This is a genomic window from Nocardia sp. NPDC004568 (assembly GCF_040609955.1).
Lineage (GTDB): Bacteria > Actinomycetota > Actinomycetes > Mycobacteriales > Mycobacteriaceae > Nocardia.
On sequence record NZ_JBEXLL010000002.1, the window covers coordinates 64,343 to 88,655 of the forward strand.

Consider the following 24,313-nt stretch of genomic DNA (forward strand, 5'->3'; position numbering starts at 1 on the left):
CGCGGAATCCGCCTCCGCCGAGGCATCGGCAGCGGTACCGTGAAGCGCGATGGGAAGCAGAGCCGTCGACCCGCAGTCGATCCGTAACGTCACGATCGTCGGAGAGCCCGCCGAGACGACGCGGGTGGCCCGGCGTCTGCTCTCCGAGGGTTCGGGAGCGCGGTCGGGCACCGTGCCCCATCGGGTGCCGGGCGCCGGCGGCACATTCATGATTCGCGTCGCCGAGTTGGGGAGTCACGCACCCATCGCGGATCTGGAACGGTCCATCCGGGTGGCCGACGGGGCCGTCGTGGTCCTGAACGCCGCGACGGCGAGCGCCTCGCGACTCGATACGGTCTTGCGGATGGCCGACGACCACCAGGTAGCGCGGCTGTGCCTGGTGACCGGTCTCGATCATCCCGCCGCCGACTTCGACCGTTGTGTTCGCGCGATCGCCGCTACGCGCGGGGCGCGGCCACTGCCGCTGCACCTCCCGCTCGGTGTCGGCCCCGGGTTCGGCGGTGTCATCGACCTCGTCCCGATGTGGGCGCTCGAACCGATGGCCGCCGAATTCTACGGCGACCGTTGGCAAGTCGCCGAACAGTGGTACCGCGACCTGGTTTCCGCGGTGACCGAACAGGACGACGGGGATCCGGAAGCCGCCCGCGGGCCGCGCGGAATCCCGCCCGAGGAGTTGCACGACCGCATCCGCTCCGCCACGCGCCTCGGTGAGGCCGTCCCCGTGCTGTGCGATACGGCGCGGCACGGCGACGATATCGCCGCGCTCCCGGACGCCATCGTCCGCTATCTGCCCTCGCCCACGCTCGTCTGCCAACCGGAACACGCCCTCGACTACTGAACCCGACCGCTGCGGAGCACGTCTTCCGGCCCCGACCGAAGATATCGCCGACCACCGCGCAGTACCCGGCGGCGAATTCGCCGAGCGGTTCGGCGGTCGGCCGGCGACCGGTCGACGACGATCAGCGGTGATGGCGATGCTTCCGGCCGCCGGGACCGGCATCGCCGAATACCCCGGTGCCGCTCGATCTCCAGAAGAGAGGCCGCTGCCCTACCACCGGTCCCGCACCGCGCTCTGCACGCCGCCCGCGACCGCCCGCCGACTCACCGACCGGCGGGGCGACGCGGCGGCGCGCAACAGTCGACGGCGCAGAGGTCGCCGTCGACCGTGCACCCGTATCCGGGCACGGTGCCGAGCCGGCGCGGTGTGACCGCGCTCAGATGTTCACCGATCAACTCGACCACCATCTGGGCGAATCGTGGATCGGTGCCGGGTGTCGCGGCCCGTGCGAAGGACAGACCGAGTTCGCCGGCCTTCTCGGCGGCCTCGTTGTCCAGGTCCCAGATCACCTCGAGGTGGTCGGAGACGAAGCCGACCGGACAGACGATCACGGACTCGAATCCCTTGTCCGCCAGCGTCTCCAGGTGATCGACGATATCCGGCTCCAGCCACGGGATATGCGGCGGGCCCGAACGCGATTGCCAGACCACGTCGTACTCGGCGAAACCTGTTGCGGCGGCGCACAAGCGGGCCGCTTCGGCGACCTGCCGGCTGTAGAGGCGCCCGCCGTCGGCCGGCGGCCCGGCCGCGGCATCGGCACTCACCGGCACCGAATGCGCGGTGAAGACGAGCCGGGCGACCTCCCGGTGCGCGGCGGGCAGGGTGTCCCGGGCCGCGCGTACGGCGTCGGCGAAGGCGGCGACGAACAGCGGATGGTCGAAGTACTGGCGCAGTTTCACCAGCTGCGGGGCGTCCGGGCCCACCGCGGTGCGGGCCCGGACGATGTCCTCGTCGTACTGACGGCAACCGGAGTAGCCGCCCCATGCGGAGGTGGGGAACACCAGAGCCGACCGGACACCGTCCGCGGTCATCCGCGTCAGCGTGTCCTCCACCATCGGATGCCAGTTGCGGTTACCGAAGTACACCGGTAGCCGCGAGCCGGTGGCGGCCAGTTCCCGTTCCACCGCGGCGATGATGTCGCGGTTGAGGGCGTTGATCGGCGACACCCCACCGAAGTGCAGATAGTGCTGCGCGACCTCGGCGAGCCGTTCCGGGGGGACACCGCGGCCGCGGGTCACGTTCTCCAGGAACGGCAGCACATCGTCGGGACCCTCCGGACCTCCGAAGGACAGCAGCAGCAGTGCGTCGGCCGCGCGGGCCACGGTGTCTCCTCTCCGGCCGGGTCGTCAGTCCTGCGGCATGTTCTCGGGGAACCAGGTGTTGTGGCTGGCGCCGCCGTCGACGTAGATGATCGATCCGGTCGTCGCGGGCAGCCAGTCCGACAGCAGCGCCACGATCGATTTACCGACGACTTCGGCGCCGCCGTCCCAGCCGATCGGGGAGGCGCCGTCCCAGTAGGTGTCGAGCTGCTTCAGCTGCTTCGCGTCGTCGGTGGCGGTGCCGGCGATCGCCTTGGCGGCCAGGGTCTTGACCGGGCCGGCCGCGATGAGGTTGGAGCGGATCTTCTTCGCGTAACCGACCTCGCGCGCCACATACCGGTTCACCGATTCCAGCGCCGCCTTGGCCACACCCATCCAGTTGTAATACGGCATGGCGGTGCGGGGGTCGAAGTCCATGCCGACGATCGAGCCGCGCTCGTTCATCACCGGCAGAACGGCGCGGGCCAGCGCCGCGTAGCTCCACGCCGAGATCTCGAACGACTTCGCCGCGTCCGCGCTCGGGCCGTCCAGGAACGGCAGCGCGGCGGGGCCCATGAGGGTCTTCGGGGCGAAAGCGATCGAGTGCAGGACCCCGTCGATGCCCTCGGGCGCGAGGCGGCGGATCTCGTCGGGCAGTTTGCGCAGGTCCTCGTCGTTGGTGACGTCGAGACCGATGGCCGGCGGCACCTCCTCCGGCAGCCGCTTGGCGATCCGGTCGATCAGCCGCAACCGCTCGGTGAGGCCGGTGATGATCACCTTGGCCCCTTCCTTCTGCGCGATGGCCGCCGCGTGGAACGCGATGGAGGCATCGGTGATGATGCCGGTGACGAGGATCGTCTTGCCTTCGAGCAATCCGCCCATGAGTTGTCGATTCTCCTGAGTGTGGTGTCGTGTACCGCCGCGCCCGGTCGAGGTGCCGACCCGGTACCCGGAATCGGCGCGGCTTTCGATCTGTTCTGAAGGGATGCGGGGTGTCAGTGCCCCATGCCCATACCGCCGTCCACCGGGATCACCGCGCCCGAGACGTAGGCGGAGTCCTCGGAGGCGAGGAAGCTGACCACCGCGGCGACGTCCTCCGGAGCGCCGAGTCGCTGGAGCGGAATGAACTTCTTCGCCATATCCCGCATGTCCTCGGGGAGATCCTTGGTCATATCGGTCTCGATGAAGCCGGGCGCGACGACATTGGCGGTGATCGACCGGGAGCCGAGCTCGCGGGTGATGGAACGGGCCAGGCCCACGACACCGGCCTTCGAGGCCGCGTAGTTGATCTGCCCGGCCTGACCGGAGAACCCGACCACCGAGCCGAGGAAGATCATCCGGCCCCAGCGCGCGCGGAGCATCGCGCGGTTGGCCCGCTTGGCGCACCGGAAGGCACCGGCCAGATTGGCATCCACCACCTTGGTGAACTGCTCTTCGCTCATCCGCATGAGCAGCGTGTCGTCGGTGATCCCGGCATTGGCGACCAGCACCTCCACCGGCCCCTGCGCGGCCTCCACCTCGGCGAACGCCCGGTCCACCGAATCACTGTCGGTGACATCGCATTTCACCCCGAGCAGGCCCTCGGGGGCGCCCGAACCGCGATGGGTGACGGCCACCTTGTGACCGTCGGCGTGCAGACGCTGCGCCACCGCGAGCCCGATTCCGCGGTTACCGCCGGTCACCAGGACCGAGCGTGCTGTGAAGTTCGACATGGGGACAAACCTACCTGGCTGCCTCGGTGATGCTCTCATGGGACGTCCACCGAGATTTCGCCCGCGAACTTGTGCAGGTCGTACAACGCGGACACCGCCCCGCGGGCCGGATTCCCTCCGGCCCGCAGGGCGATATCGACACATCCCGGCGGGGTCGGCGACGAGATGCCGGCCGTGCGGAACTCGGTGGAAACCGCACGGCGCCAATGCTTGTCGAGAAGCCGTCAGGGCAGCCGCTGGCGCAGCACCAGCGCCGCCACCACGCCCGCCACCGTGGTCAGCAGGCCGAGCAGCCACCACGGACGGCTGGCGTCGCCCCGGGTGACCTCGTAGCCGATCTGCTCCTCCAGGGTGTCGTAGACACTGGACAGTTCCTGCAGGCTGGAGGCGGTATAGAACTCACCGCCGGACAATCGCGCGATCTCCTGCATCGCCTCGTCGTCCACCGGCACATCGACCTGGTCCGTGCCGCCGTCCTCACGCGGGATCTCGACCACACCCCATTTGGTGCCGAACGAGATCGTGGAGACCGGGATCTTCTTCGTCTCCGCCAGCCGCGCGGCGACGAATTCGTGCCGCGGATTGTCCACGTCCTCGAAATCGGGCACGGTCTGCTTGCCGTCGGACATCAGCACGATACGGGCCGGCGGCGGGGTCTCGGAGCCGCCGAGCACCGAGGCGAGGGTCTCGATGGACTGCAGTGCGGTGAAGATCCCCTCACCGGTGGCGGTCCGCTCGGCGAGTTTGATGTTGTCGATGGCGGCCTTCACCGAACCCCGGTCCGTGGTCGGCGAGACGAGCACCGACGCGGTGCCGGCATAGGTCACCAGGCCCAGGTTGATACCCGGGGTGAGACCATCGGCGAAGTTCTTGGCCGCCTCCTGTGCCACCTGCAGCCGGTTCGGCGAGACGTCGGTGGCCTCCATGGACAGCGAAACGTCCATGACCAGCACCACGGTCGCCCGGTTGCGGGGCACCTTCTTCTCGGCGGTCGGTCCGGCCGCGCCGATCGTGGCGAACACCATGCCGACGATCACGAGCACGATCGGCAGGTGGCGCCAGGAACCGGGCCGGTTGGGAGCGACCTTCTCGAGCTGCTCCATATTGCTGAACCGCAGCATATGGCGATGCTTGCTGCGCTGCACCAGCAGATAGCCGAGCGCGAGCAGAAGAACGACAGCAAGAAATCCGAGCCAGATCGGTGCGGCGAAATTCGAAATACTCACTGGCGTGGCACCCGTGGGGTCGAGGCGCCGAGGCTGTGGCGCCGGGTGGAGACGAACCGGACCACGTCGGCGATCCAGTCCCGGTCGGTCTGCAGGGTGAGCACCGGGGCGCCGCAACTGCGCAGGGTCTGTTCGACCTCGTCCCGGTGCCGCTGTGCGGCCGCCGCGTAATCGGCGCGCAGTTGCGGGGTGACGGTGAACTCGCGCGTACGCCCGGTCTCGGGATCGTGCAGCACCACGTCACCGATATCCGGTAGCTCGGTATCGCGCGGGTCGAGGACTTCGACCGCCAGCAGATCGTGGCGCGCGGAGATGGCACGCAGCGACCGCTGCCAGTCGATATCCCCGAGGAAGTCGCTGATCACGACCGCCAGGCCGCGTTTGCGCTGCGGCCGGCGCAAGGATTCGACGGCGCCGCGGAGATCACCGCGCACACCGTCGCGCGGGTGCGGGGTGGTGGCGATACTGCGCAGCAGCGACTGCGCGTGGACCCGGCCGCTGCGGGCGGGGATGCGCTGCATCTGCTCACCGGTCGCGACCACGGCGCCGATCCGGTTTCCGCCGCCCATCGTCAGATGGGTCACCGCGGCCGCCGCGGCCACCGCCAGATCGCGTTTCTGGCAGGTGCCGGTGCCGAAGTCGAGGCTGGCGGACAGATCCACCACCATCCAGGTCTCCAGTTCGCGGTCGGCGATCATCTGGCGGACGTGCGGGTGGGTGGTCCGCGCGGTCACCGACCAGTCCATCTGCCGGACGTCGTCACCGGGCTGATAGGCCCGCGCCTCCCCCGGTTCCGAGCCGGGGCCGGGGATGAGACCGAGGTGATCACCGTGCAGCACGCCGTCGAGGCGGCGGCGCACCGTGAGCTCCAGGGTTTTGAGGGCGGCCGTCAGATGCGGATCGGTCAGCTCGCCCGAACGGAACGACGGTGGTGCGTGGGGGTCGGGCACGGTCTCTCGGGCGCGGGGATCCGGCGGTCGCGTCACTGGGGCTGGTTCGTGCCGGCGGTCTGGGGCACCTGCGGCGCCGGGGTCTGTTGCGGCGGCGCGGGCGGCCGGTTGCCGTTCTCCGCGACGGGCGGGGCGCCGCCCGGTGCCACGGCCTGCGGCGCGACCTGCGGGAGCCCGACGGTCTGCAGGACCCGCTGGATCACGTCCTCGGGGCTGATCTCGTCGGCGAGGGCGTCGTAGGACAGCACCAGCCGGTGCCGCAGCACATCGGGCACGACCTCGATGACATCCTGCGGGACCACGTAGTCGCGGCCGCGGATCAGCGCCACGGCGCGGGCGGCGGCGATGATGCCGAGGCTGGCCCGCGGCGACGCGCCGTAGGCCACCCAGTTGGCCACATCGTGCATCCCGAATTCGGCCGGCGCGCGGGTCGCGGAGATGACCCGGACCACGTAGTCGACCAGCGCGTGATGCACGAAGGTGTTCGCGGCCAGTTTCTGGAGGCGGATCAGTTCGGTCGGCTCCAGGATCCGGTTCGGCTCCGGCGGGGTCACGCCCATCCGGTAGATGATCTCGCGCTCCTCCTCGACCGAGGGGTAGTCGACGACGACCTTGAACAGGAAGCGGTCACGCTGCGCTTCCGGCAGCGGGTACACGCCCTCGCTCTCGATCGGGTTCTGGGTGGCCATCACCAGGAACGGGTCGGGCATCGGGTAGGTCTTGCCGCCGATCGACACGTGCCGCTCGGCCATCACCTCGAGCAGCGCCGACTGCACCTTGGCCGGGGCGCGGTTGATCTCGTCGGCGAGGACGAAGTTCGCGACCACGGGGCCGAGTTCGGTATCGAACTCCTCGCGGCCCTGCCGGTAGATGCGGGTACCGACGAGGTCGGTCGGGACCAGGTCCGGGGTGAACTGGACGCGGGAGAACGACCCGCCGACCACTGTGGCGAAGGTCTCGACCGCGAGCGTCTTGGCGATACCGGGGACACCCTCCAGCAGTACGTGCCCTTTGGCGAGCACCCCGACGAGCAACCGCTCGACGAGGCGGTCCTGCCCGACGATGACCCGCTTGACCTCGTAGATCGCCTTTTCCAGGGTCTGGACGTCACGCTCGAGGGTGCTCGAAGCAGGCGTCGGCGGTTGTTTCGCCAAATCTGCCCCGCTGACACCGTCCGTCGAAGTCACCAACATCCCCGCTTTCGCCTTGGTCCTGTGCGTGCTGTCACAACTATTCCAGGTGATGGCCGCGGATGCCGCAACCGGCTCCACTGTCGGGAAATTCGCCGTCGTTCGCCGACGATTTCCCCGGTGTTGCCGACCGGGCTTCCGGTGCTACAGCGGGCGCCCTCACCCGCTCCAGTCCGACCATACGTACCGATACGGCATGGTGCCCGCCGGAGCGGCCGCCGAAACCTACCCGCCCGGGGCCCCGCGCGGCCGCGGACGCTTCATCGCACCGGGCAGCCCGACCGCCGGACCCGATGCAAACGTGACGCACGGAGCCCGGAGTGATCGGTGAACGACGGGCCGCGGCTAGCGTGCGGCCGGTTCGAGTTCCGGATCTTCGGTGGTCTCGGTGCGCCGGCCCGACGCGGCCTCCGCGGGCGGTGGCGAGCCCTCCGCGCGGCGGGCCTTGATCCAGTACAGACCACCCACCGCCAGCACCAGCCCGGCCAGGAGCACGATCGTGATCTCGGTCCAGCTCACCGTCGGCGTCTGTTCGAGGCGGTGCACCAGGGTCTGGGCGGCCTGCTCGGACTTTCCGCCGGTGAACTTGGCTTTGTCCTCGGCCCACTCCAACCGCACCCGGCTGATCGAATCGCTGGTGGTGCCGATCCAGTCGTCGCTGAAGACGGCGACGGTGCCGTGCTGGAATCCGGCCACCTCCGTGGCCAGGTCACGCAGTTCGGAGTCGTGTCCCGGATTGCCGTCGAGCACCACGACGCTCAGATCGATGCCATGTGCCCGCGCATCCGCCACAATGGCGGCCAGTTCGCTCTGGTCGTCGCCCTCGGGCGTGGCCACCCCGTTGTCGGCGAGATCGGTCCGAAGCTCTTCGAGGGTCTTCGAATCGAACCCGTCCGGCAGTTTGGTGGCCTTGAGGGAGAAGGCCGAGGTGTGGGTGACGGTCATCTTCCATCCGGTCTGGTCGAGCCGCATCGTCCGACGACGCGACGGGGAATCCGCTACTGGCACGAACTGCCGGGGTACCCGTAGGTACCGCCCGGCTAACTCGGACCAGCTCGAGAGCAGATTACGCGACGCGTGAGCGGTTACCCGACACCCGGCACGCCCGACGGCGGGCGTGCCGCCCGACCGCCTCGACATACCGCCCCGCGATTTTCATAGGACAAGCGTACTGTTAGGGTTGGGAACCGCGGGGAACCGGCGCCTTCCCGGGCCGGCACCTCATGCCAGAGACGTACCGCCGCCGGCACAGCCCCGCCGACGGCGTCCGCACACCCGACAAGTGGAGCTGACGTGACGAAAAGTATCGATACTTTCGGCGCCAAGGGCAACCTCGAGGTCGGAAGCAACTCCTACGAGATCTTCCGGCTCTCGGCCGTACCCGGCACCGAGAAACTCCCGTACGCACTGAAAGTTCTCGCCGAGAACCTGCTGCGCACCGAGGACGGCGCGAACATCACCGCCGACCACATCCGCGCGCTGGCGGACTGGGATCCCGATGCCCAGCCCAGTATCGAGATCCAGTTCACCCCGGCCCGCGTGGTGATGCAGGACTTCACCGGCGTGCCCTGCGTGGTCGACCTCGCCACCATGCGCGAGGCCGTGGCGGCCCTCGGCGGCGACCCGGAGAAGGTCAACCCGCTCTCCCCCGCCGAGATGGTCATCGACCACTCGGTCATCCTCGACGTCTTCGGCCGCGCCGACGCCTTCGAACGCAATGTCGAGCTGGAATACGAGCGCAACGGTGAGCGCTACCAGTTCCTGCGCTGGGGCCAGGGCGCGTTCGACGATTTCAAGGTCGTCCCCCCGGGCACCGGCATCGTGCACCAGGTCAATATCGAGTACCTGGCCCGCACCATCATGGTCCGCAACGGTCAGGCCTACCCGGACACCTGCGTCGGCACCGACTCGCACACCACCATGGTCAACGGCCTGGGCGTACTGGGCTGGGGCGTCGGCGGTATCGAGGCCGAGGCCGCCATGCTGGGCCAGCCGGTCTCCATGCTGATCCCGCGCGTGGTCGGCTTCAAGCTCACCGGTGAGATCCAGCCCGGCGTCACCGCCACCGACGTCGTGCTGACCGTCACCGATATGCTGCGCAAGCACGGCGTGGTCGGCAAGTTCGTCGAATTCTACGGCCAGGGCGTGGCCGAGGTCCCGCTGGCCAACCGCGCCACCCTGGGCAATATGAGCCCCGAGTTCGGCTCCACCGCGGCGATCTTCCCGATCGACGAGGAGACCATCAGCTACCTGCGCCTGACCGGCCGCACCGAGGAGCAGCTGGCGCTCGTCGAGGCCTACGCCAAGGAACAGGGCATGTGGCACGACCCCGCGTCGGAGCCCGCCTACTCCGAGTACCTGGAACTCGATCTGAGCACCGTGGTGCCCTCCATCGCCGGCCCGAAGCGCCCGCAGGACCGCATCCTGCTCAGCGAATCCAAGATCGCCTTCCGCAAGGACATCCACAACTACGTGGAGGACCAGCACCCGACGCCGCATTCGAAGCTGGACGAGGCGGTGGAGGAGACCTTCCCGGCCTCCGACCCGGCCACCCTGTCCTTCGCCGACGACGGCGCGGTGAATGTGCAGTCCGCGGCGAACAACGCCGACGGCCGGCCGTCCAAGCCGATCAAGGTCGTCTCCGAGGAGCGCGGCGAGTTCATCCTCGACCACGGCGCGGTCGCGGTCGCGGGTATCACCTCCTGCACCAACACCTCGAACCCGTCGGTCATGATCGGTGCCGCCCTGCTGGCCCGTAACGCCGTCGAGAAGGGGCTGTCCAGCAAGCCGTGGGTCAAGACCAATATGGCCCCCGGTTCACAGGTCGTCACCGACTACTACGAGAAGGCCGGTCTGTGGCCCTACCTGGAGAAGCTGGGCTTCTATCTGGGTGGTTACGGCTGCACCACCTGCATCGGCAACACCGGCCCGCTGCCGGAGGAGATCTCCAAGGCGGTCAACGACAACGACCTCACCGTCACCGCGGTGCTGTCCGGTAACCGCAACTTCGAGGGCCGCATCTCCCCCGATGTGAAGATGAACTACCTGGCCTCGCCGCCGCTGGTCATCGCCTACGCGCTAGCGGGCACCATGGACTTCGATTTCGAAAACGACCCGCTGGGCAAGGATCAGCAGGGCAACCCGGTGTTCCTGAAGGACATCTGGCCCTCGGCCCAGGAGATCGACGACACCATCAAGTCGGCGATCAACCAGGAGATGTTCACCAAGTCCTACGCCGACGTCTTCAAGGGCGACGAGCGGTGGCGCAGCCTGCCCACCCCGGAGGGCAACACCTTCGAATGGAAGGACGACTCCACCTACGTCCGCAAGGCGCCGTACTTCGACGGGATGGGCCTGGACCCCGAACCCGTGTCCGATATCAAGGGCGCGCGGGTACTGGCCCTGCTGGGCGATTCGGTCACCACCGACCACATCTCCCCGGCCGGTGCCATCAAGCCGGGCACTCCGGCGGCCGATTACCTCGACGCGCACGGTGTGGCGCGCAAGGACTACAACTCCCTGGGCTCGCGGCGCGGTAACCACGAGGTGATGATCCGCGGCACCTTCGCCAACATCCGGCTGCGCAACCAGCTCCTCGACGACGTCTCGGGCGGTTACACCCGCGACTTCACCCAGGACGGCGCTCCGCAGGCGTTCATCTACGACGCCTCGCAGAACTACCAGAAGGCCGGTATCCCGCTGGTCGTGCTGGGCGGTAAGGAGTACGGTTCCGGCTCCTCCCGCGACTGGGCCGCCAAGGGCACCCGCCTGCTGGGTGTGCGCGCCGTGATCGTGGAATCGTTCGAGCGCATCCACCGCTCGAACCTGATCGGCATGGGTGTGATCCCGCTGCAGTTCCCGGAGGGTGAGTCGGCGAAGTCGCTGGGGCTCACGGGCACCGAGGTCTTCGATATCGCGGGCATCGAGGAGCTCAACGCGGGCACCACGCCGTCGACCGTCCACGTCACCGCCACCAAGGACGACGGCTCGACGATCGAGTTCGACGCGGTGGTCCGGATCGACACCCCCGGTGAAGCCGATTACTACCGCAACGGCGGCATCCTGCAGTATGTCCTGCGAAATATGATCCGCGGCTGATCACGGGGCCGGAGCGTGCCGCCGTCGGCGGCACGCGTTCGCGCCCCTGATATCTCGTCGTCCGCGGGCCCGGGGCAGGCGCCCCGCGGATTCGCGGGCGACGAGACGGGCGCCGCTCGGCGGACTCGCTTCCCCGTGAGGGCGCCGGGAGATCACTTGTTCGTTCGCTCGTAATCTGAGGGCCCCGCGCGGTGGTTCGGCCGCGCGGGGTTCGTATATCCGTTGAAGGAGCACGATGCCCAAGGTCAGCGACGATCATCTGGCTGCCCGGCGTTCACAGATACTCGACGGGGCACGCCGCTGTTTCGCCGAGTTCGGCTACGACGGCGCCACCGTCCGGCGCCTGGAGGACGCCATCGGCCTGTCCCGCGGCGCGATCTTCCACCACTTCCGCGACAAGGACGCGCTCTTCTTCGCCCTCGCCCAGGCGGATGCCGAGCGGATGGCCGAGGTCGCGGCCAATCAGGGTCTGGTACAGGTGATGCGGGATATGCTCGCCGACCCCCAGGAGTACAACTGGCTGGGTACCCGGCTCGAGATCGCCCGGCGGCTACGCACCGATCCGGAGTTCCGCGCCGGCTGGACCCAGCGGTCGGCCGAACTCACCGCGGCCACCCTGGCCCGCCTCGAGCGCCGTAAGGCGGCCGGCGCGCTGCGCGACGATGTGCCCACCGATGTTCTGCTCGGCTATCTCGATCTGGTACTCGACGGTCTCATCGCCCGGATCGCTTCCGGCCACACCAACGAAAACCTCACCGCCGTCCTGGACCTGGTGGAGGCGTCGGTGCGTCGCCGCCCCTGAACTCGCCGCGCCCGCTGCCCGCGGGCGCGTTCAGTTCCCCGATTCCAGTGCGGTGAGCAGCTTTGCGGCGATCCGGTCCAGTTCCCGGCGTTCGGCCGCGGTCAACGCCGCGAGCAGCCGCGTCTCGTTGGCCGTGTGTTCGGTGACCACGGTATCGACCAGTTCCCGGCCCACCTCGGTCAATGCCACCCGCACGGCCCGCCGGTCGCCCGCGTCCGCGATGCGCCGGACGTAACCGGCCGACTCCAGGCGATCCAGCCGTCCCGTCATCCCCGCCCGCGAGAGCATCAGGGTGTCCGCGAGCGCGGAGGGGTTGAGCTCGAACGGCTCCCCCGCCCGCCGCAAGGCGGCCAGCACATCGAATTCCCCGCGCCGTAGTCCGTGGCCCAGGAACACCGCCTCGATCTCGCGTTCGGCGACTACCGCCAGCCGGCCGAGCCGGCCGAAGACCACCATGGCCGCCAGGTCCAGGTCGGGTCGTTCCCGTCGCCACTGCTGTTCGATGGCGGCGATCGCGTCTGATTCGGTATCGGACATGGACACGATTCTATTCGCTGGCATATAGTTCGGTAGCGAATTATTCGATAGCGAATCACTGAGGAGCGATCATGCACACCACGCCCCAACCCCTCGCCGTCCGGCAGCCCGGCGACGCCGAGACGCTGCGCACCGAATCGGTCACCATGCGGCTGCTGATCGACGCCGACCAGGCCCACGGTGCGGTGAGCACCCTGGAGGTGACCCTGGACCGCGGCGCCGACGGCGCGGCGCCGCACTTCCACACCCGGTCCGACGAGCTCTTCTACGTCGCCGACGGCGAACTGCAGCTGATGGCCGGAGACCGTATCCTCACCCTCGGCGCGGGCGGCTCGGCCGTCGTACCGAAGACCACCACCCACGCCTTCGGCGCCACCCCCGACAGCGGCGCCCGCATCCTGATCGCCCTGATGCCCGGCGTCCAGCGCTTCGGTTACTTCCGGCTGCTCGAGCGCATCGCCCGCGGCGAGGCCACCATGGACGAACTCGCCGCGTCCCAGGACGAATACGACAACCACTTCGTCGACGCACCCCGATGGTGGCAGGAACGCGCCGCACAGCGGCGCTGAACCGGGAACAACCGTGCTTCCCGGCGGGTTCGCACCGCTATGACCTTCTCCGTCCCCGTCACCGTCCGCGGTTACGAACTCGATGTCCAAGGCCATGTCAACCAGGCGGTCTACCTGCAGTACGCCGAACACGCCCGGTGGGAGTGCCTGCTCGCCGCGGGGCTGCAGGCGGACAAACTGACGGCCGCCCGGGTGGGTCCGGTGGTGCTGGAGAGCACCATCAAGTACCGCCGGGAACTGCGCGGCGGCGACGATTTCCGGGTCACCTGCGCATTCGAGTGGGGCAGCGGCAAAACCTATCGCATCCGGCAGGAGATGATCCGCGCCGACGGCACGCTCTCGGCCGAGGTGTCGGTGGTCGGCGGCCTGCTGGATCTGGACGCGCGCCGCTTGGTCGCCGATCCACCCGGCCGGTTCCGCGAACTGGCCACGCATCCGGACATGCTCGGACTCTGATCGCCGGCGGAACGCATTCGGGCGCCGACGAACACCCGGCATCCGGAAAGCCGCCGCGACAGGGCGTTCTGCGACATCGAGGTCGGGGTATCCGAACAGGGGCAATCCGGCCATATCGGCTTCTGGAGGCACCGCGCGGCGTTATGATCCGGACGCGCTCGGGTCATGGCATACCGCCGGCAAGATCGGAGAACCCAGATGACCGATGCCCTCCACCTCCTCGATACGCCGGGACGTGGTGCGGTCGCCACTCTGACCGGTGTGCTGGTCGGCGAATCCGACCGTGAGATCCGGGTTCGGGTGGCGGACGGGACGTGGACCTTCTGCCGCGCCGACGTACTGGCCATCCGGTTCGATGACGAACACCCCACCGGCCGGCGGGTGCACGTGGACATCCGGCCCGGGGCCACGGCCGATTTCACCCGCCGCCTGCGCATCGAGGTCGCGGAGCGGCCGATGACCCTGGCGGCGCCGCCGTCCGAGGCCTTCGGTGACCGCCGGCTGCGTCGGCTCACCGAATCCTGGGCCCGGCGGCTCGACCTCGCCGGCGACCCGGACTTCCCCGCGACGTTCACCTGTGCCCAGACCAGGTCGCGCAACACCAGCGACGACGGCGTCCACAGCGACAGCTTCGACTGACCGGCGGGCGCGATGAGCACCCGGGAGGCCCGCGTGGTCCTCATCGTCTCCGAAGCCGACGATCTGCACGCCGCGGCCATGGTGGCGACGCTGCGCGAACAGCACGCCATGACGCCCCTACGGTTGGATCTGCGGGATTTCCCGCGCGAGCCCGGTAGTTTCCGGCTCGGCGTGGCCGGCGTCGAGCGGTCGCTGGCGGGTCTGGCCGGACTGGACGAGGTCGGGTCGGTCTGGTGGCGGCGGCCGCATCCGAGTTCGGTACCGGCCGGGGTCCGCGCCGACGACAACGCCTACCGCCAAGCCGAATGCGACGCTTTCGTGCAGGGATTGCTGTGGTCGCTGGGCGCCCAGTGGATCAACGATCCGGGCAACGACCGGATCGCCCATCGCAAGATAGTCCAACTCGACACCGCGCGCCGGGCCGGCTGCGCGGTCCCGGACACACTGGTCACCAACGATCCGGACGAGGCCCGGGAGTTCATCGAAACCTGCGGTAGCCGTGTTGTTTTCAAACGCACCGGCACCTCCCGCGCCGAATTCTCCGAAACCCGGATGATCGGAACCGCCGATCTGGACCGGCTCGGCAGTATCCGCTGGGCGCCCACCACCTTCCAGCGCTATATCGATCCGGACTGCGATCTGCGGGTGGTGTGGGTGGATGGGCAGGAATGGGCGGTGCGCATCGATTCCCGGGCCGGTGCCGGGCGTGTCGACTCCCGGTTGGATACCTCGGTCGATTTCGCCCCCACCCTGCTACCGGCCGCCGTCAGCAAATCACTGGCGACGCTGATGGGCACGCTGGGCCTGAGTTTCGGCGTCCTGGATCTGCGGGTGGGCCTCGACGGTGAGTACTACTTCCTCGAGGTCAACCCGCAGGGCCAGTTCGCCTATCTCGAGATCAAGACCGGGCTGCCGATCTTCACCAGTCTCGCCAATCTCCTGGTGTACGGAGACGGCGCCGTATCCGGCTGGTGAAATCCGCCCACCGCACGACTCCCAGGCGGCCACTCGCCGCCGGGCACGTCGTCCCGGCGGCGGAGCCTGCGGATACGGTGCGGCTAGCGGGATTTACGGCGGTTGGCGCCGCCGCGGCTGCGGAGTTGCACATGCGACTCCGTCAGCACATTGTGGATGAACCCGTAGGAGCGCCCGGTCGCACGTGCCAGCGACCGGATACTCGCCCCCGCCTCGTATTGCTTCTTCAACTGGGTCTGTAGGCGATCCCGTGACTTACCCGTGACCCGGGTGCCCTTGCCCAATGTGCTCTTGCTCTGTACCGGCCTGTCGCCCATGGCTTCCTCCGAGTCGCCGAGCAGCGTCACTCTCAGGCTAAGCACTCGGCGACCATCCGGCAATGAGTTCTTGTGATGAAACTCACGCGAGCTGAATCAATTCCAGGTACTCGGCCGACCAGTGGTCCTCGGTGCCGTCCGGCAGCAAGATCACCCGCTCCGGGTTCAGGGCCTCGGCGGCGCCCGGATCGTGGGTCACCAGCACCACCGCGCCCGCATAGGTACGCAGTGCGTCGAGGACCTGTTCGCGGGAGACGGGGTCGAGGTTGTTGGTGGGTTCGTCGAGCAGCAGCACATTGGCCGCCGAGGAGACCAGGCCGGCGAGCGCGAGCCGGGTCTTCTCACCGCCCGACAGCGTCCCGGCGGGCTGTTCCAGCTGCGGACCGGTGAACATGAAGGCGCCGAGCAGGCCGCGGAGCTCCTGTTCGCCCGCGTCCGGCGCCGCGTGCCGGATGTTCTCCCAGACCGTGGCCGTATCGTCGAGGGTGTCGTGTTCCTGCGCGAAGTAGCCCACCTTGAGGCCGTGACCGGGCACGAGCCCCCCGGCGGTCGGCTCCTCGGCGCCGGCCAGCAGGCGCAGCAGCGTGGTCTTGCCGGCGCCGTTGAGGCCCAGCACCACCACCCGGCTGCCCCGGTCGATGGCCAGGTCCACGCCGGTGAAGATCTCCAGCGACCCGTAGACCTTGGTGAGGTTCTCCGCCATCAGCGGCGTCTTCCCGCAGGCGGCCGGTTCGGGGAACTTGATCCGGGCGACCTTGTCGGCCACGCGCACCTCGTCCAGTTCCGCCATCAGCCGGTCGGCGCGTTTGGCCATGTTCTGCGCGGCAACGGCTTTGGTGGCCTTGGCGCCGAGTTTGGCGGCCTGGGCCCGCAGCGCCGACGCCTTCTTCTCGGCATTGGCCCGCTCACGGCGGCGGCGCTGTTCGTCGGTCGCGCGGGCATCCAGGTATTTCTGCCAGCCCATGTTGTAGACATCGGCCTCGCCGCGCACCGCGTCCAGGAACCACACCTTGTTCACCACATCGGCGAGCAGCTCGACATCGTGGCTGATCACGATCAGGCCACCGTCGTGGTTCTGCAGGAAACCGCGCAACCAGGTGATGGAATCGGCGTCGAGGTGGTTGGTGGGCTCGTCGAGGAGCAGGGTGGTGTCGGAACGGCCGCCGCTACCGTCGGAGGCGGCGAAGAGGATGCGCGCCAGTTCGATTCGCCGGCGCTGACCGCCGGAAAGGGTACGCAGCGCCTGGTCCAGCACTCGATCCGGCAGCCCGAGGCTGTTGCAGATCCGCGCGGCCTCGCTCTCGGCCACATAGCCGCCGAGCGCGGAGAAACGATCCTCCAGGCGGCCGTATTTGCGGACGGCGCGTTCCCGTTCGGTCTCGTCGGCCAGTTCGGCCATCAGCGCCTGCTGCTTCTCCATATCCCGGATCAGCGCGTCCAGTCCGCGGGCCGAGAGCACCCGGTCGCGGGCCAGCACGTCCAGATTCCCCTCGCGGGGATCCTGCGGGAGGTAGCCGATATCGCTGGACCGTGTGATCGTCCCGGCATACGGCTCGCCTTCTCCGGCGAGGATGCGCAACGTCGTGGTCTTCCCGGCGCCGTTACGCCCGACCAGGCCGATCCGGTCGCCGGCCTGTACCCGCAACGCCGGTCCGGGCGCGGACAGCAGGGTACGGACGCCGGCCCGGACCTCGAGGTCGGTCGCGGTGATCACAGATATCTCCTAGGAAACAGGGTTGGGGGCAGCGGCCCGGCACGCCCGACAGTGGGCCCATCCACCGATCATCGGATGTCTCCGGACACGGAACCACCGATTTTACCCGGACCGCGACACTGCCCCGCCCCGGCGGCCGGGGTGATCCGCGCCCACCGGGGTCACCGGTGCGCACGGTAACGTGCCCGGATATGAGCACCGATCTGTTGGGCAAGAGCGCGCTGGTCTCCGGAGCCAGCCGCGGCATCGGCTACGCGGTGGCCGCCGAGCTGCTGAGCCGGGGCGCGAATGTGCTGATCACCGCGCGCAAGGCCGAGCCGCTGGAGAAGGCGGCCGCCGAACTGCGGGCGCTGGGACACCAGGGCGAGGTCGTCGCGCTGGCCGGTAACTCCGGCGACGACGAGGCACGTGCCGCCGCGGTGCAGCGCGCGGTCACGGAGTTCGGATCGCTGGACATCCTGATCAACAACACCGGGATCAACCCGGTGTACGGCGCGCTGATGGAAGCCGACCTCGACGCGGTGCGCAAGATCTTCGACGTGAACGTCGTGGCCGCGCTCGGCTATATCCAGCAGGCCTACAAGGCGTGGATGGGTGAGCACGGCGGCGCCGTGGTGAATGTGGCCAGTGTGGCCGGTATCCGCTCCACCGGGGTCATCGCGGCCTACGGCGCCTCCAAGGCCGCGTTGATCCGGCTCACCGACGAACTGGCCTGGCAGCTCGGACCGAAGATCCGCGTCAACGCGGTGGCGCCCGGGGTGGTGAAGACCAGCTTCGCCGACGCGCTGTACTCGGCGGACGAGGAAGCCGCCGCACGGGCGTACCCGATGAAGCGGCTCGGTTCGCCGGAGGACGTGGCGCGGCTGATCGCGTTCCTGGCCTCCGATCAGGCGGCGTGGATCACGGGCGAGACGGTACGGGTCGACGGCGGGCTGCTGTCGACCGGCGGTCTCTGAGTAGTCGATCGAGGAGGGCCGGGACGGTGCGCGCACTGCTCCGGCCCTCGGTGTTCCACCGGCTCCGCCGCCGGCCGAGACTCAGGAGCGATGCGGCAGATTCTGCAACCGGACCTGACCGCGCGCGACCAGCCGCCCGTCCTCGTCGGTGATCACCACCTGCCACAGCTGCTGCATACCGCCGCGGTGCAGCGGAGTGGCCTCGGCGGTCAGTTTCCCGTCGCGCACCGCACGCAGGAAGTCGGTGTTGTTGTTGACCCCGACCACCACGCCGCGCTCGCCGTACCAGGCGGCGCCGCCGGTGCTGGCCAATGTTTCCACCACGGTGCACAGGACCCCGCCGTTCTGGATCCCGGCCGGCTGGTGCAGCTGCGGCGTGACCGTCCATTCGCCGCGGACCCGGTCCGGTCCCAATTCGGTCACCCGCAGACCCATCAGATCCGCGAAAGTCCCCTTGCTGATCTCATTGAGTTGTTCGGCACTCAGATCGGCCATCGACATCGGGGGGCGGGTCTGCTGTTCGGTCATGGGCTCCACGATCGCATGTGGGTCCGCGGCGGGGAGCACGGGCCGGTGGTCGACGGGGAGAAGAGAGCGGCGGGCCCCATCCCGGAGATGGGGCCCGCCGCAGGCATTGGATCGGGGGTCACCGCAGCCCTCGGGACTCTCGCGCGATCCGTACGCCGCCTCTGACTATAGGGCAGGCTTACCTAACTAGGCAACACGCTGGGCTCGCCTGATAGCCATACCGCGCTCCTCGAGCGCCATCAGCAGGCCCTGCCCCCGGCGCGCGCCCGCCACCGGGTCGGTACGGGCCAGTTCCGGGACATAGGTGGTGGCCCCGGAAACGGATTCGGCCACCAGCGCCCAGAAACGGCGCGGACTCAGCCCCGCGCACCGCGCCAGCGCCCCCTGGATCAGCAGCAGCGAGGGCTCGCAACGGTAGGCGAGCCACACCCACATCGCCCGCTCGCACGGCAGGGAGACCACCCCGGGCGATCCCTCCAGCGGGTCACCGGCCACCACCCGGATGCTGGTGTCGGCCAGGCCCGCCCAGTCGATACCGCCGTCGTTGTCGGTGTGGATCCAGACGTTCTCCAGCCCGGGATCCCAGGCCCGGCCGTCGGCGACCCATAACGCGGCGACCCGGCCGAGCACAGCGTGGATGAACGCGGTGGCCACAACCTCCGACGCGGCGGTCGCACTGAGCATCTCGGCGGCGTGCCGCCGGTACATCAGGTCGATCCGGCCCTCCCGCAGGCCCGTGGACAGCGCCCACCAGCGCCGTTTGCCCTGTTCGGACATGGCCGCGGCGGCATACACCCGGGGATGTTCCGGCTGCAGGGACCGTAACCGGGCACACGCCGACCCGAATGCCGCCTCGTACGGACGGGGGATGCGCACAGTAGCGAGTTCGGACATTCGAACCTCCTCGAGATCGGCGTCGCAGCAACGACTTGATCGAAAGATAGGTTAGCCTTACCAGACCTAGCAAGTGTTTCCCTCGCGCAGGAAGTAACGGATCCGTGACGCCCGGCGCCCCCGGCGCGCGCCGCACACGGACGCCGAGCCGCTCCCGCCTCCCACCACAACCGCGGCATTTCCGGTGCTCGACGGCCTATGACAATTCCCACGCGGTTACGACACCCCGTAGTACGCCACAGTGTCGTTGGCGTCGTAAAATCGAGAGATGGCTGGACTTGGTGAACTCGAGAAAGCGGTTATGGACCAACTGTGGTCGGCCGACGAACCGCAAACGGTCCGGCAGGTGCACGAGGCCCTGTCGGCGCGCCGCGAACTCGCGTACACCACGGTGATGACCGTGTTGCAGCGCCTCGCGAAGAAGAATCTGGTGGTACAGCGGCGCGACGACCGTGCCCACCGGTACGCTCCGGTACACACCCGCGACGAGCTGGTGGCCGGTCTCATGATGGACGCGCTCCAGCAAGCCGACGAGGCCGGTAGCCGGGCCGCGGCCCTGGTGCACTTCGTGGAGCAGGTCGGCAAGGACGAGGCCGCGGCCCTACGGGACGCACTCGCTAAGCTCGAAGCAACCGAGGACTGACAGCCCCGCCGCGACCACCTCGGACCCTGGCCCCACAACGCAGTGAGCAGAGTCGATGAACGCAGCAGCACCGGCCTTCGCCGTACTTGCCTTGCTTCTCGCCGGTCCCGTCCCGGAATCACTCAGCCGGGCGACCTGGACCTATCGCGTCCCGCGTGCCGCCCTCGTGCTCTGGCAGGCGATCGCGCTGGCCGCAGTGCTCAGCGCGTTCAGTTCCGGGCTCGCCATCGCGGCCGAACTGCTGGTCCCGGGCCCGGACGGCCGGCCCACCACCAAACCCACCGATGAGATCGACGCACTGGGCCTGCCGCTGTGGCTGGCCTATGTCTCGGTGTTCATGCTCACGCTGCTGATCGGCGCCCGGCTGGTCTACGCCTCCCTCCGGGTGGGGGTGCACACCCGGCGCCGCCGCGCCCACCACCGCATGCTGGTCGACCTGCTCGACCAGAGCGGCCCGTTCCGGCGCGCCGCCGATATCCGGGTCCTGTCCTCCACCGAACCGATCGCCTACTGCCTACCCGGACTGCGACGCCGGGTGGTGGTCAGCGCGGGCACCCTCGACACACTCGCCGAGCAGGAGCTCACCGCCATCCTCAGCCATGAGCGCTCGCATCTGCGGGCCCGCCACGATCTGGTCCTCGAGGCATTCACCGTCGCGCACGAGGCCTTCCCGCGGTTCGTGCGCAGCAAATCCGCCCTGGATTCGGTGAAACTGCTGATCGAACTGCTCGCCGACGATTCCGCGGTCAAGGTCACCGGCCCGAAACCGCTGGCCCGGGCCCTGGTGGCCTGCTCGAAATCGACCGCGCCGCAGGGCGCGCTCGCGGTGGGCGGGCCGAGCACCCTGATCCGTATCCAGCGCCTGGCCGGTCCACTCGGTGATCTGCGGATCGCCGGTGCCGCCTACCTCGCCTCGATCGCCATCCTGGTGGTGCCGACGCTGGCCGTCGCTATTCCCTGGCTGGTCGAGCTGAGCCGGTTGTTCCGTGCCTGATCACCCAGCGGCGCAGACCGCGCGCTCGACCGATCCGCACGCGGGCGGCCCCCGCACTCCCCCGCCCTTCGCCGCGCTGGGCCTGCCCGTACTCACGGTGCAGGCGCTGCGCCGGGAGGGGTTGACCGATCCGCGGCCCATCCAGGCGGCGGCCGTCCCCGACGCGCTGGCCGGGCGCGATGTGCTCGGCCGGGCGCCCACCGGGTCCGGGAAGACGCTGGCGTTCGGCCTGCCCATGCTCGCCCGCCTGGCCGGGGCGCCGGCCATCGCGCGCGCCCCGCGCGGTGTGATCCTCGCCCCGACCCGGGAGCTGGCCCTGCAGATCGAGCACGCGCTGGAACCGTTCGCCCTGGGTCTGCGGCTCGGCACCGCGGTGGGCGGGATGCCCGTGTCCCGGCAGGCCGACAAGCTCCAGCGCGGGGTGGACCTGCTGATCGCCACCCCCGGCCGCTTGGCCGATCTCGTCGACCAGGGTGCGGCCGTACTCGACGCGGTCCGGATCACCGCGGTCGACGAGGCCGACCATATGGCCGATTTCGGTTTCCTGCCGCAGGTACGGCGACTGCTCGACCTGGTACCCGGCGACGGGCAGCGACTGCTGTTCTCCGCGACTCTCGACGACGAATCCGTCCAGGATCTGGTGCGCCGGTATCTGCGTGATCCCGTCACCCACGCCGTGGCGCCGGAACCGGAGAGCACCCCCGCGACCCATCACATCCTCCACGTCGAGCCGGCGGACAAACCGGCCGTCCTCGCCGAGATCGCCGCCCGCGACGGCCGCACCCTGCTGTTCACCCGCACCCAGTACGGGGCGGAGAAGCTCACCCGCCGGCTGCGCGACCAGGGCATCCCGGTCGCGGCGCTGCACGGCGGCAAGGCACAGAACCGCCGGATCCGGACGCTGGCCGCCTTCGCCGACGGCGGTATCTCCGTCCTGGTCGCCACCGATATCGCCGCGCGCGGGATCCATGTGGACGCGGTCTCCCTGGTGGTGCACGCCGATCCGCCCGCCGATGCGAAGGACTACGTCCACCGGGCGGGCCGCACGGCCCGGGCGGGGGCGAGCGGCACGGTGATCACCGTGGTCACCCCGGACCAGCGTGCCGAGGTGGCGGCACTCACCCGAGCGGCGGAGGTTCCCGTGGTGGAACACACCGTGCGGCCGGGCGACCGGGAGGTCCGCCGGCTCACCGGCGCCCGCACCCCGCCGGGCCCCGAGGCGGCGAAGGCACCCGAGGCACCGCCCGCGACCGCGCGCGGCCACTTCCGCGGACCGGGCGCCCGGGGCCGGAGCGGCTCCGGGAAACCGGCACCGAGCCGCCGGCCGCATCGCCCGCGCCGGGCCAAGTGAATCCGGCAGGGACCCACGCGGGAGAGCCGTCCCGATTACCATGGGCGCAGTGCAGTTTCTCCCCGGACAACATCCGCCGAACGACCTGACCTACAACGACGTCTTCCTGGTCCCGAACCGCACCGATATCGCGTCCCGGTTCGACGTCGACCTCGCGACGGCCGACGGCTCGGGCACCACCATCCCGCTGGTCGTCGCCAATATGACCGCGGTCGCGGGCCGCCGGATGGCCGAGACCGTGGCCCGGCGCGGCGGAATCGTGGTGTTACCGCAGGATCTGCCCAACAGCGCCGTCGCCGAGACCATCGCCTTCGTCAAGAGCCGTTCGCTGATCGCCGATACCCCGGTCACGCTCACCGCCGACCACTCCGTCTCCGACGCGCTGGCGCTGATCCACAAGCGCGCGCACGGCGCGGTCGTGGTGGTCGACAACGGACGACCGGTCGGGCTGGTCACCGAGGAGGCCTGTGCCGATGTGGATCGGTTCGCCCGGTTGCACGAGGTCGCCACCACCGATTTCGTCTCCGTTCCGGCGACCGCCGAGGCGTCCTATATCTTCGACCGCCTCGAAGCCGCGCATTCCGGGCCCGCCGTACTCCTCGCCCCGGACGGCACCCTGGCCGGCGTACTCACCCGCACCGGCGCGGTCCGGCACGGTATCTACACCCCCGCCGTCGACGACGAGGGCCGGTTGCGGATCGCGGCCGCCGTCGGGATCAACGGGGATGTGCCCGCGAAGGCCAAGGCTCTGGTAGACGCCGGCGCCGATGTCCTGGTGGTCGACACCGCGCACGGGCATCAGGTGAAGATGCTGGAGACCCTGAACGCGATCCGGGACCTCGGCCTCGGTGTGCCGCTGGTCGCCGGGAACACGGTCTCGGCCGAGGGCACCCGGGATCTGGTCGCCGCCGGCGCCGATATCGTCAAGGTCGGCGTCGGGCCCGGCGCCATGTGCACCACCCGGATGATGACCGGAGTCGGCCGGCCGCAGTTCTCCGCGGTCGCCGAATGCGCGGCGGCGGCCGCCGATCTGGGCGCCCATGTCTGGGCCGACGGCGGTGTCCGTCATCCCCGCGATGTCGCCCTGGCTCTCGCGGCGGGCGCGTCCAACGTCATGATCGGCTCGTGGTTCGCCGGCACCTACGAATCACCCGGTGACCTGCGCGTCGACCGGGACGGCCGCGCGTACAAGGAGAGCTTCGGCATGGCCTCCAAACGCGCGGTCGCCGCGCGGACCGCCGCCGATCGCGGCTACGACCGGGCCCGTAAGGCGCTGTTCGAAGAGGGCATCTCCAGTTCCCGGATGCTGCTGGATCCGGAACGTCCCGGTGTCGAGGACCTCATCGATCACATCTGTTCCGGGGTGCGCAGCGCCTGCACCTACGCCGGCGCCCGTGATCTCACGGAATTCCGTGAGCGCGCGGTGGTCGGGGTGCAGTCGACCGCCGGATTCGCCGAGGGCCGTCCGCTGCCGGGTGGGTGGTGACCCCGGCCACACCGCCGCGCGTCGCCGCTACCGCGACCGTGCACCCGCGCACACGGTCGCGGTAGCATGAGAAACGCCGGCGACCGCCGGCCGCGATCGTCAGGACGAAAGGATCCAGTTGTCACCCGCGTCCGAGGGCG

At 69.4% G+C, this 24,313-nt stretch carries 24 protein-coding genes; 12 read left to right on the forward strand and 12 right to left on the reverse strand.

Going from position 1 to position 24,313, the window contains the following annotated elements; translation table 11 throughout:
• The first annotated feature begins 49 nt into the window (after window positions 1-49).
• Entirely contained in the window at window positions 50-838 is a 789-nt protein-coding gene (locus tag ABZV91_RS01270; protein ID WP_355233714.1) for a GTP-binding protein, read from the forward strand.
• A 263-nt stretch (window positions 839-1,101) separates the two neighbouring features.
• Here ABZV91_RS01270 and ABZV91_RS01275 read toward each other — a convergent pair whose 3' ends face one another.
• The 7 genes from ABZV91_RS01275 to ABZV91_RS01305 form a co-directional block, all read right to left on the reverse strand.
• Window positions 1,102-2,160: a ferrochelatase gene (locus tag ABZV91_RS01275; protein ID WP_355233716.1), complete on the reverse strand. Its 1,059-nt coding sequence runs from the start codon at window positions 2,158-2,160 to the stop codon at window positions 1,102-1,104.
• A 24-nt stretch (window positions 2,161-2,184) separates the two neighbouring features.
• Window positions 2,185-3,018, reverse strand: a complete 834-nt coding sequence (gene inhA, locus ABZV91_RS01280; protein WP_063128790.1) for an NADH-dependent enoyl-ACP reductase InhA — start codon at window positions 3,016-3,018, stop codon at window positions 2,185-2,187.
• Window positions 3,019-3,131: 113 nt separating this feature from the next.
• On the reverse strand, window positions 3,132-3,848 hold the full coding sequence (gene fabG1, locus ABZV91_RS01285) for a 3-oxoacyl-ACP reductase FabG1 (RefSeq protein WP_039825413.1): 717 nt from the start codon (window positions 3,846-3,848) through the stop codon (window positions 3,132-3,134).
• Window positions 3,849-4,072: 224 nt separating this feature from the next.
• The gene (locus tag ABZV91_RS01290; RefSeq protein ID WP_355233719.1) at window positions 4,073-5,074 is read right to left on the reverse strand and encodes a VWA domain-containing protein; all 1,002 of its coding nucleotides are present in this window, start codon (window positions 5,072-5,074) and stop codon (window positions 4,073-4,075) included.
• Window positions 5,071-6,024, reverse strand: coding sequence for a DUF58 domain-containing protein (locus ABZV91_RS01295; RefSeq protein WP_355233721.1), 954 nt, complete (start codon window positions 6,022-6,024; stop codon window positions 5,071-5,073). The genes ABZV91_RS01290 and ABZV91_RS01295 overlap by 4 nt, the downstream gene beginning before the upstream one ends.
• A 32-nt stretch (window positions 6,025-6,056) precedes the next feature.
• The gene (locus ABZV91_RS01300; protein ID WP_355233723.1) at window positions 6,057-7,217 is read right to left on the reverse strand and encodes a MoxR family ATPase; all 1,161 of its coding nucleotides are present in this window, start codon (window positions 7,215-7,217) and stop codon (window positions 6,057-6,059) included.
• 342 nt (window positions 7,218-7,559) lie between these two features.
• Window positions 7,560-8,159, reverse strand: a complete 600-nt coding sequence (locus tag ABZV91_RS01305; RefSeq protein ID WP_355233725.1) for a DUF6676 family protein — start codon at window positions 8,157-8,159, stop codon at window positions 7,560-7,562.
• Between the two features lie 348 nt (window positions 8,160-8,507).
• Here ABZV91_RS01305 and acnA point away from each other — a divergent pair, with 348 nt between their 5' ends.
• Together acnA and ABZV91_RS01315 are read left to right on the forward strand one after the other, a co-directional pair.
• Window positions 8,508-11,312: an aconitate hydratase AcnA gene (gene acnA, locus ABZV91_RS01310; protein WP_355233727.1), complete on the forward strand. Its 2,805-nt coding sequence runs from the start codon at window positions 8,508-8,510 to the stop codon at window positions 11,310-11,312.
• 235 nt (window positions 11,313-11,547) lie between these two features.
• Complete coding sequence (locus ABZV91_RS01315) at window positions 11,548-12,114, forward strand: helix-turn-helix domain-containing protein (protein ID WP_355233729.1); 567 nt, start codon at window positions 11,548-11,550, stop codon at window positions 12,112-12,114.
• Window positions 12,115-12,144: 30 nt separating this feature from the next.
• On the opposite strand, the gene ABZV91_RS01320 is transcribed toward ABZV91_RS01315, so the two are convergent.
• Entirely contained in the window at window positions 12,145-12,651 is a 507-nt protein-coding gene (locus ABZV91_RS01320) for a MarR family transcriptional regulator (protein WP_355233731.1), read from the reverse strand.
• A 155-nt stretch (window positions 12,652-12,806) separates the two neighbouring features.
• Here ABZV91_RS01320 and ABZV91_RS01325 point away from each other — a divergent pair, with 155 nt between their 5' ends.
• The 4 genes from ABZV91_RS01325 to ABZV91_RS01340 all read left to right on the forward strand — a co-directional run bounded on the left by ABZV91_RS01325 (window position 12,807) and on the right by ABZV91_RS01340 (window position 15,290).
• On the forward strand, window positions 12,807-13,220 hold the full coding sequence (locus ABZV91_RS01325) for a cupin domain-containing protein (protein WP_355233959.1): 414 nt from the start codon (window positions 12,807-12,809) through the stop codon (window positions 13,218-13,220).
• A 39-nt stretch (window positions 13,221-13,259) separates the two neighbouring features.
• Window positions 13,260-13,676: an acyl-CoA thioesterase gene (locus tag ABZV91_RS01330; RefSeq protein WP_355233732.1), complete on the forward strand. Its 417-nt coding sequence runs from the start codon at window positions 13,260-13,262 to the stop codon at window positions 13,674-13,676.
• A gap of 198 nt (window positions 13,677-13,874) precedes the next feature.
• Entirely contained in the window at window positions 13,875-14,315 is a 441-nt protein-coding gene (locus tag ABZV91_RS01335; protein WP_355233734.1) for a hypothetical protein, read from the forward strand.
• A 12-nt stretch (window positions 14,316-14,327) separates the two neighbouring features.
• Window positions 14,328-15,290, forward strand: coding sequence for a hypothetical protein (locus ABZV91_RS01340; RefSeq protein ID WP_355233736.1), 963 nt, complete (start codon window positions 14,328-14,330; stop codon window positions 15,288-15,290).
• A gap of 83 nt (window positions 15,291-15,373) precedes the next feature.
• On the opposite strand, the gene ABZV91_RS01345 is transcribed toward ABZV91_RS01340, so the two are convergent.
• Both ABZV91_RS01345 and ABZV91_RS01350 read right to left on the reverse strand, forming a co-directional pair.
• Complete coding sequence (locus tag ABZV91_RS01345; protein ID WP_030520514.1) at window positions 15,374-15,607, reverse strand: helix-turn-helix domain-containing protein; 234 nt, start codon at window positions 15,605-15,607, stop codon at window positions 15,374-15,376.
• Window positions 15,608-15,689: 82 nt separating this feature from the next.
• On the reverse strand, window positions 15,690-17,321 hold the full coding sequence (locus tag ABZV91_RS01350; RefSeq protein WP_355233738.1) for an ABC-F family ATP-binding cassette domain-containing protein: 1,632 nt from the start codon (window positions 17,319-17,321) through the stop codon (window positions 15,690-15,692).
• A 191-nt stretch (window positions 17,322-17,512) separates the two neighbouring features.
• Between ABZV91_RS01350 and ABZV91_RS01355 the strand changes: the two genes are divergently transcribed.
• Entirely contained in the window at window positions 17,513-18,277 is a 765-nt protein-coding gene (locus tag ABZV91_RS01355; RefSeq protein WP_355233740.1) for an SDR family oxidoreductase, read from the forward strand.
• Between the two features lie 81 nt (window positions 18,278-18,358).
• On the opposite strand, the gene ABZV91_RS01360 is transcribed toward ABZV91_RS01355, so the two are convergent.
• Window positions 18,359-18,805: a PaaI family thioesterase gene (locus tag ABZV91_RS01360; protein ID WP_355233742.1), complete on the reverse strand. Its 447-nt coding sequence runs from the start codon at window positions 18,803-18,805 to the stop codon at window positions 18,359-18,361.
• Between the two features lie 186 nt (window positions 18,806-18,991).
• On the reverse strand, window positions 18,992-19,699 hold the full coding sequence (locus ABZV91_RS01365) for a hypothetical protein (protein WP_355233744.1): 708 nt from the start codon (window positions 19,697-19,699) through the stop codon (window positions 18,992-18,994).
• 268 nt (window positions 19,700-19,967) lie between these two features.
• Between ABZV91_RS01365 and ABZV91_RS01370 the strand changes: the two genes are divergently transcribed.
• The 4 genes from ABZV91_RS01370 to ABZV91_RS01385 all read left to right on the forward strand — a co-directional run bounded on the left by ABZV91_RS01370 (window position 19,968) and on the right by ABZV91_RS01385 (window position 24,173).
• Window positions 19,968-20,342, forward strand: coding sequence for a BlaI/MecI/CopY family transcriptional regulator (locus ABZV91_RS01370; protein WP_083872702.1), 375 nt, complete (start codon window positions 19,968-19,970; stop codon window positions 20,340-20,342).
• Window positions 20,343-20,397: 55 nt separating this feature from the next.
• Complete coding sequence (locus ABZV91_RS01375) at window positions 20,398-21,336, forward strand: M56 family metallopeptidase (RefSeq protein ID WP_355233746.1); 939 nt, start codon at window positions 20,398-20,400, stop codon at window positions 21,334-21,336.
• A gap of 76 nt (window positions 21,337-21,412) precedes the next feature.
• Entirely contained in the window at window positions 21,413-22,687 is a 1,275-nt protein-coding gene (locus tag ABZV91_RS01380; protein WP_355233961.1) for a DEAD/DEAH box helicase, read from the forward strand.
• Between the two features lie 49 nt (window positions 22,688-22,736).
• A complete protein-coding gene (locus tag ABZV91_RS01385) occupies window positions 22,737-24,173 on the forward strand; it encodes a GuaB1 family IMP dehydrogenase-related protein (protein WP_355233748.1) in 1,437 nt (478 codons plus the stop codon).
• The last annotated feature ends 140 nt before the right edge of the window (window positions 24,174-24,313 follow it).

Coding starts and splice junctions, on each gene's coding strand:
- ABZV91_RS01355 (WP_355233740.1), top strand. CDS start 17,513: ATGAGCACCGATCTGTTGGGCAAGAGCGCGCTGGTCTCCGGAGCCAGC.
- ABZV91_RS01345 (WP_030520514.1), bottom strand. CDS start 15,607: ATGGGCGACAGGCCGGTACAGAGCAAGAGCACATTGGGCAAGGGCACC.
- inhA (WP_063128790.1), bottom strand. CDS start 3,018: ATGGGCGGATTGCTCGAAGGCAAGACGATCCTCGTCACCGGCATCATC.
- ABZV91_RS01375 (WP_355233746.1), top strand. CDS start 20,398: ATGAACGCAGCAGCACCGGCCTTCGCCGTACTTGCCTTGCTTCTCGCC.
- ABZV91_RS01370 (WP_083872702.1), top strand. CDS start 19,968: ATGGCTGGACTTGGTGAACTCGAGAAAGCGGTTATGGACCAACTGTGG.
- ABZV91_RS01340 (WP_355233736.1), top strand. CDS start 14,328: ATGAGCACCCGGGAGGCCCGCGTGGTCCTCATCGTCTCCGAAGCCGAC.
- ABZV91_RS01360 (WP_355233742.1), bottom strand. CDS start 18,805: ATGACCGAACAGCAGACCCGCCCCCCGATGTCGATGGCCGATCTGAGT.
- fabG1 (WP_039825413.1), bottom strand. CDS start 3,848: ATGTCGAACTTCACAGCACGCTCGGTCCTGGTGACCGGCGGTAACCGC.
- ABZV91_RS01305 (WP_355233725.1), bottom strand. CDS start 8,159: ATGACCGTCACCCACACCTCGGCCTTCTCCCTCAAGGCCACCAAACTG.
- ABZV91_RS01335 (WP_355233734.1), top strand. CDS start 13,875: ATGACCGATGCCCTCCACCTCCTCGATACGCCGGGACGTGGTGCGGTC.
- ABZV91_RS01320 (WP_355233731.1), bottom strand. CDS start 12,651: ATGTCCGATACCGAATCAGACGCGATCGCCGCCATCGAACAGCAGTGG.
- ABZV91_RS01270 (WP_355233714.1), top strand. CDS start 50: ATGGGAAGCAGAGCCGTCGACCCGCAGTCGATCCGTAACGTCACGATC.
- ABZV91_RS01365 (WP_355233744.1), bottom strand. CDS start 19,699: ATGTCCGAACTCGCTACTGTGCGCATCCCCCGTCCGTACGAGGCGGCA.
- ABZV91_RS01330 (WP_355233732.1), top strand. CDS start 13,260: ATGACCTTCTCCGTCCCCGTCACCGTCCGCGGTTACGAACTCGATGTC.
- ABZV91_RS01300 (WP_355233723.1), bottom strand. CDS start 7,217: ATGTTGGTGACTTCGACGGACGGTGTCAGCGGGGCAGATTTGGCGAAA.
- ABZV91_RS01315 (WP_355233729.1), top strand. CDS start 11,548: ATGCCCAAGGTCAGCGACGATCATCTGGCTGCCCGGCGTTCACAGATA.